The organism is Bradyrhizobium altum (assembly GCF_020889705.1).
GTDB lineage: Bacteria > Pseudomonadota > Alphaproteobacteria > Rhizobiales > Xanthobacteraceae > Bradyrhizobium > Bradyrhizobium altum.
This window is the reverse complement of record NZ_JACMYP010000380.1, coordinates 1-6,424: the sequence shown is the minus strand read 5'-3', so window position 1 is coordinate 6,424 and position 6,424 is coordinate 1. Positions and strand designations below refer to the sequence as shown.

5 protein-coding genes are annotated in these 6,424 nt (G+C 64.9%); all 5 read left to right on the top strand.

Annotated features, from left to right (window positions below; translation table 11 throughout):
• Nucleotides 1-2,024 (top strand): TonB-dependent receptor (locus tag H8B02_RS44175; RefSeq protein WP_229172044.1); only part of this gene is annotated, 2,024 nt, incomplete at its 5' end.
• A 2-nt stretch (nucleotides 2,025-2,026) separates the two neighbouring features.
• Complete coding sequence (locus H8B02_RS44170; RefSeq protein ID WP_229172043.1) at nucleotides 2,027-3,514, top strand: PepSY-associated transmembrane domain-containing protein; 1,488 nt, start codon at nucleotides 2,027-2,029, stop codon at nucleotides 3,512-3,514.
• A gap of 129 nt (nucleotides 3,515-3,643) precedes the next feature.
• Nucleotides 3,644-4,369: an STN domain-containing protein gene (locus tag H8B02_RS44165; protein ID WP_229172042.1), complete on the top strand. Its 726-nt coding sequence runs from the start codon at nucleotides 3,644-3,646 to the stop codon at nucleotides 4,367-4,369.
• Nucleotides 4,366-4,908: an RNA polymerase sigma factor gene (locus tag H8B02_RS44160; protein WP_229172041.1), complete on the top strand. Its 543-nt coding sequence runs from the start codon at nucleotides 4,366-4,368 to the stop codon at nucleotides 4,906-4,908. Before H8B02_RS44165 ends, H8B02_RS44160 begins: the two co-directional genes overlap by 4 nt.
• Nucleotides 4,909-4,970: 62 nt before the next feature.
• A complete protein-coding gene (locus H8B02_RS44155) occupies nucleotides 4,971-5,951 on the top strand; it encodes a FecR family protein (protein ID WP_229172040.1) in 981 nt (326 codons plus the stop codon).
• The last annotated feature ends 473 nt before the right edge of the window (nucleotides 5,952-6,424 follow it).

Sequence of the window (6,424 nt, the reverse complement as noted above, 5' to 3'; positions counted from 1 at the left end):
GCATCGGGCCGACATCGCCGACGCTCAATGCCACCACGCAGGGAGGTACCGGCAGTCGTCTCAACCTGACGCCGCTGCAGACGCCGGCCAGCGTCGAGATCATCACGGCGCAGACCATCGCCGAACGCGGCCAGCACAATGTGCTCGATGCCGTCACCCAGAACGCGGCCGGGTTCATCGCAACGCCGGCGCCCGGCAATGGCGGCCTGTCGTTCAGCACCCGCGGCTTTGCCGGCAGCAACTCGGTGATGACGCTGTATGACGGCACGCGCTTCTATATCGGCTCCGGCACCCTGACGTTTCCCTACGACACCTGGTCGACCCAACGCGTTGAGGTGCTGCGCGGCCCGGCCTCGGTGCTGTACGGCGAAGGCGCGATCGGCGGTGTCATCAACGTCGTTCCGAAGAAGCCGCAGGGCACGCCCTATAACGAGGCCGAGGTCTCGCTCGACAGCAACATGACGCGACGGCTGTCGGTGGACAGCACCGGCTCGATCAGTCCCAGTGTGTCCTACCGCATCAACGCCACCGGCAACATGTCGGACGGCTGGGTCGATCGCGACAAGACCTCGAATGCGGTGGTCTCCGCCGCCGTGCGGGTGCAGGCATCGGACAACCTCGCCTTCACGCTGTCAGAGGATTATGGCGACCGCAGCCCGTCGCGCTATTTCGGCACGCCGCTGATCAATGGTTCGATCCAGGACGCGCTGCGCTTCAAGAACTACAACGCATTGGACAGTGCGATCCGCTATCAGGACAGCTGGACCCAGTTCAAGACCGAGTGGGACGTCGCCGACGGCATCAAGATCAACAACACGCTGTATTACCTGACCAGCGAGCGGCACTGGCGCGATATCGAAAACTACACCTGGAACCCGAAGACCCATCTGATCGACCGCTCCAGCTACATCGAGATATTCCACGACCAGAAGCAACTCGGCAACCGGATGGATGCGACCTTCAGCGGTCACGTCCTCGGGCTCGCGAACCAGTTCGTCGCCGGGTTCGACGTCAACCGGATCGACTTCACCCACACCAACAACTCGCCCTATGGCGGTGCGTCGTCGGTCAATCCTTACGTGTTCGATCCCGGATCGTTTTTCGCGACGACCAAGGCGACGACGCCGGGCTTCAACGCGATCGTCAATCAATACGCGCTGTTCGCCGAAGATCGCCTGTCGCTGACCGATCAATTGTCGCTTGTCACCGGCGTCAGGTACGACCGTCCCGAGGTCGATCGCACCGACTACAAGACGCCAGCGAACAGTTTTGAAACCACGCTGTCGGGCACCAGCTGGCGGACCGGGTTGGTGTACGAACCGATCAAGAACCTCGCGTTTTATGGCCAGTATGCGGTCGGTGTCGATCCGGTCAGCAACCTGATCTCGCTGTCGACCTCGCAGAAAACCTTCCAGCTCGCGACCGGCAGGCAGACCGAGATCGGGATCAAGCAGTCGTTCTGGGGTGGCCGCGGCGAGTGGACGCTGGCTGCTTACGAGATCGTCAAGACCGGCCTGACCATTCCCGATCCCAGCAATCCAACCGCCGGCCTTGCACTGCAAATCGGCCAGCAATCATCCCGCGGGGTCGAAGGAACGATCGGGCTCGCGCTGAACGACGGCTGGCGCGTCGACGCCAATCTTGCGCTGCTGCGTGCCCGATACGACAACAACAGCCAGGTGGTCGGCGGCAAGGTCGTCAGCTACAACGGCAATGTTCCGGTCAACGTGCCGCAAAAGGTCGCCAACGTCTGGCTGACCTGGGACTTCGCGCCCAACTGGTCGGTCTATGGCGGCGTGCAGATCGTCGGCGCGATGTACTCCGATCTCGCCAACACCGAATTGCGGCCGGGCTACAATGTGGTCAATGGCGGCATCAGGTGGAAGCCGGATGATCGCACCACGGTTGCGTTCCGCGTCTACAATTTGTTCGACAAGGTCTACGCGGTGACCTCGAACGGGACGGGGCAGTGGCTGCTCGGCATGCCGCGCACCGCCGAATTGTCCGTCAACGTGAAGTTCTGACCATGCGCAACGCTCTGATCCGGCGAGCGCGGCGATGGCTTTATGTCGTCCACCGCTGGATCGGCATCGCGACGTGTCTCTTCTTCGCGATGTGGTTCATCTCCGGCCTCGTCATGATGTACGTGGCCTTTCCGCGCCTTACCGACAGCGAGCGCCTCTCTGCGCTCCCTGGCATCGTTTGGAGCAAGATACAGATCGCACCTGATCGTGCGATGGCGATCGCGGGCGCGGAGCATTATCCGCGCGATCTCCGGCTCTCGATGCTGGACGACGTTCCGGTCTATCGCGTGACCGAATGGAAGGGTGGTGGCGCCGTCACCATTTCGGCAATCGACGGCAGCGTCATCGACCGGATCACGCCGGATCAGGCGCTGGCCATTGCACGCCATCATCCGCACGCGGTGCGTCCGCAATTGCTCGACACGGTGACGCGCGATCAATGGTCTGTCACCGCGCGCTTCGACCCGTTGCGGCCGCTCTATTTGATCGGCCTCGGCGACGCCGATGGCACCGAACTTTATGTCTCGTCGCGCACCGGCGAGATCGCGCTCGACACCACGCGGCAGGAGCGCGTCTGGAACTGGTTCGGCTCGATCCCGCACTGGATCTATCCGACCGTGCTGCGCAAGGATGGTTCGCTGTGGCGGGACGTGGTGCTGTGGATCTCGGGCATCTGCCTCGTCGTCGCCGTCACCGGCTTCTGGATCGGCATTCTCCGCCTGCGGCTGATGCGCCGTTACGTTGATGGCGCGGTCTCGCCCTATCGCGGCTGGATGGCCTGGCATCATATCGCCGGCCTCGTCGGCGGCATCTTCGTCTTCACCTGGATGTTCAGCGGCTGGTTGTCGCTCAATCCCGGCGGCGCGTTCTCCGGCCGCGGCCTCACGCGCGAGATCGCGGTCGGCTATAGCGGCCATGATGCGCCCGATATCCTCGCTCACTTGCAGTCGCCGCCGCAGGTATCAGCCGTGGAGGCGCGCTTCGTCTGGATCGGCGGACACCGGCTGATGGTGCTCGACGACAGCAGCGGCCGTCGCAGCCTCGCGGATTCCGTGACCGGCGCGCCCGTGACGCTCTTGCAGGATGAGATCATCGCGGCTGCCCGGCGCGCGATGCCGGGAGCTGCGATGATATCGGCGCGACAGCTCGATGAACCGGACGCCTATTGGTACACGCTGCACCAAGCGCGCGAGCTTCCGGTGCTGCGGATCGGCTTCGACGATCCCGCCCATACCTGGCTGCACATCTCTCCGGTCACCGCCGAGATCCTCGACCGCAGCGACGACAGCCGCCGGTCCCATCGCTGGTTGTTCAACGCGCTGCACAGCCTGGACTTCCCGCTGCTGCTGCGCATCTCGCTGGCGCGCGATGTCGCGGTCTGGCTGCTGTCGGCGGTCGGCACGATCGTCTCGATCAGCGGTATCGTGATCGGCTGGCGCCGGCTGCGACGGCGCAAGGTGCGGCCGGTGCGAGGCCTCAGCCCTTGTTAGCAGATTGTCACAATCTGTTTCTATGTTGCGCCTGCCGCGGGGTTTGACGAACAGCTTTACCGATCACCGATAGATCGTGCTGTTCGGCTGGGCTTGAGGATCAAGGCGGCACCTCATGCACTTTGTTCAATGGGTCGGAAGATCGGGCTGCGCTCGAAGCATGATCGGATGAGGCAGCGCTTTCTTGGCCTGGTCATAGGCACTCTCGTTGCCGGGAATATCCAGACGGTAACGATGGCCGCAAGCCTTGAATCAGTTCGGACGCCGGCAACGGTGGACTTCGATATTGGCAGCCAGCCTCTGGTCTCCGCGCTCGATGCTTACAGCGCGGCCACCGGTCTTCAGGTCGTTTACGACGCCACCCTGGCCGCGGGCCGTCGTGCGCAGGTCGTCAAGGGATCGATGACGCCCGACGTGGCGTTGCAGCTCCTGCTCGAAGGAACCGGTCTGGTCGCGGTCTACGCCGCGGCCAACGCCTTCACGATTGTACCAGCGGCCACCGCGCCGCAGACGGCGTCGATGCACAACTTCATGCCGTATCTTGCGTTCGTCCAGAGCAGCGTCGAGGAGGCATTCTGCCGGTCAGCGCTGACCGCGCCGGGCGGCTATCGGATCAAGTTCAGGTTCTGGATCGGGCATGCCGGCGACGTGTTGCAGCCCCAGCTGCTCGGTTCGACCGATGACAGCGCGCGTGACCAGGCGATCGCCGCCCTGTTGCGTGCTGTCGTGATCGGCCGGCCGCCGCCTCCGGACATGCCGCAGCCCGTCATGATGGCGGTTTCGCCGCGGCCGCCTTCCGAGACCGGCGACTGTGCCGCGCGTGACCCGAGGCGCCCGGGACTGGTCGCGCGATGACGGAAACCACTTCGACCACGCTTCGGCAGGTGCTCGTCGAGCGCTACGACGAGCTTCGCCGCCGCCTCGCGCGGCGTCTCGGCGACGAAAGAGCCCGCGAGACCCTTCACGAGACGTGGCTGCACCTTCGCGACAGGAACGGCCCGGGCGTGGTGGACAGCCCGATCGGCTATCTGCTGCGCAGCGCGCTCAATCTTGCGATCAGCCGGGAGCGCCAGGAGACGCGCCGGATCAAGCGGTTCGAGGTGCAGCCGATGCTCGAGATCGCCGACGCGGCGCCCGGGCCGGAACGCGAGGTCGAATCGCGGGAGCAGATTGCGCATCTGGAGCAGGTGCTCGAGGAACTCACGCCGCGCCGCCGGACGATCCTGCTCGCATCCCGCCTGGAGGGCACGCCACTCCGGGAAATCGCCGCGCGTCTCGGGGTCTCGCAGCGTTTGGTGGAGCTTGAGCTGAAAGCTGCGCTCGAGCATTGCGCCAAGCGCTTTAACAAAAAAGTCACAAGACGTTTCGGTCCGGCACCGCGGGAAACGTCCTGATAGGAGAGCGTCAGAGTGTTGCGTATTTGGATGGACGTGCTGCCAAGAGAAACGCCCGATCGATGACACGTAGCGACGGACCGTCGGAGGAGCTGACCGCGATCGAGAGCGAGGCGCTTGCGCGCGTCCAGCGGCTTGGTTCGGGGCAGGCTACCCGGCGGGACATCGAGGAAACCAGGCACTGGGGAAGCCAGAGCAGCGCCCATTCGGAGGCGCTGGCGCAGGCCAGCCTGCTCTGGGATCAGCTCGGCCCGGCCGGCGCCAACCTGTTGAAGCGGCGCGGCGATTCCATGCTGGCGGACGTCCGGCGGCAGCCACGCATGACGCGGCGGGCGATGCTCGGAGGCGCGCTGGCGACGTCGGCCGCCGCCTATCTCGTGGTGTCGCCGCCGCTGCAGCTGTGGCCGTCGCTGCAGGATGTGATGGCGGATTATCGCACGGCCGCCGGCGAGCAGCGCAAGCTCACGATCGATGGCGGCGTCAAGGTGACGCTGAACACCGGAACCAGCGTCAATGTTCACTCGGGCGACAACAGCCAGGATCGCATCGAGATCCTGGCCGGGGAGGCCGTGATCGCGGCGGCCTCCGCGAGCCGCGAGGTGCGCGTGGTTGCCGGCGACGGCGAGATGAGTGCGCGTCAGGCGCAGTTCAACGTTCGTCATGAGCCGCGCAGCACCTGCGTGACGTGTCTCGATGGTGAGGTCCGGGTCACCCGTCACAGCTCCGTCGCGGCGCTGCATGCGGGGCAGCAGGTCAGCTATGCAGCGCTTGGTCTCGCAGCGCCAATGTCGGTCGATCCCGCCGAGGTGACAGCCTGGCGCGACGGAATGCTGATCTTTCATGACGCTCCGCTCGGCAACGTCGTGACGGAGATCAATCGTTATCGGCCGGGCAAGGTCATGGTGACGAACGCGGAATTGGAACGCCGTCTCGTCAACGGCCGGTTCCGGATCGACAATGTCGATGGCATCCTGACCATGTTCCAGCAAATCTTCGGCGCGAAGGCGCGACATCTGCCCGGCGGCATCGTGCTGCTGAGCTGATGTCGAGCGGCCGTGCAAGCGCGCATCATGTCTGCGCAGGAATTGTGATGCAGCCCGCGATTTTGTCGTTCGGTCGCGCCGATCAAATGGCGTCCTTGAGGACGAGAAGCCTGGCATACGGTCAAGCCGTGTGACGAGCACCTGCGCGGATCCGATCTGCGCATCTTTCCGTCCGTTGTTCCCAGGGGACATCCCATGCCGTCTCGTCAGCGCGTTGCCCGCCGTCCTCGCCTCGATCCACGTCGGGTCGCGCCGCTTCCGTCGCGCCAGCGGATCGGATGGGCATCCCGCTCCATGCTGCTCGCCGGAACGAGCACGCTGGCGCTGCTGCTGAGCGGGCTTGAGGGCGCATCCGCGCGTCCATTCGGCTATTTCGCGACGACGAACTCGGCGCCGGCGATCGCCAGCGATGCCGCAGCCGCCGCGGCCCAGCAGGCCACTGACGTCGCGAGGCAAAGCCAGGGCGCGCTGAC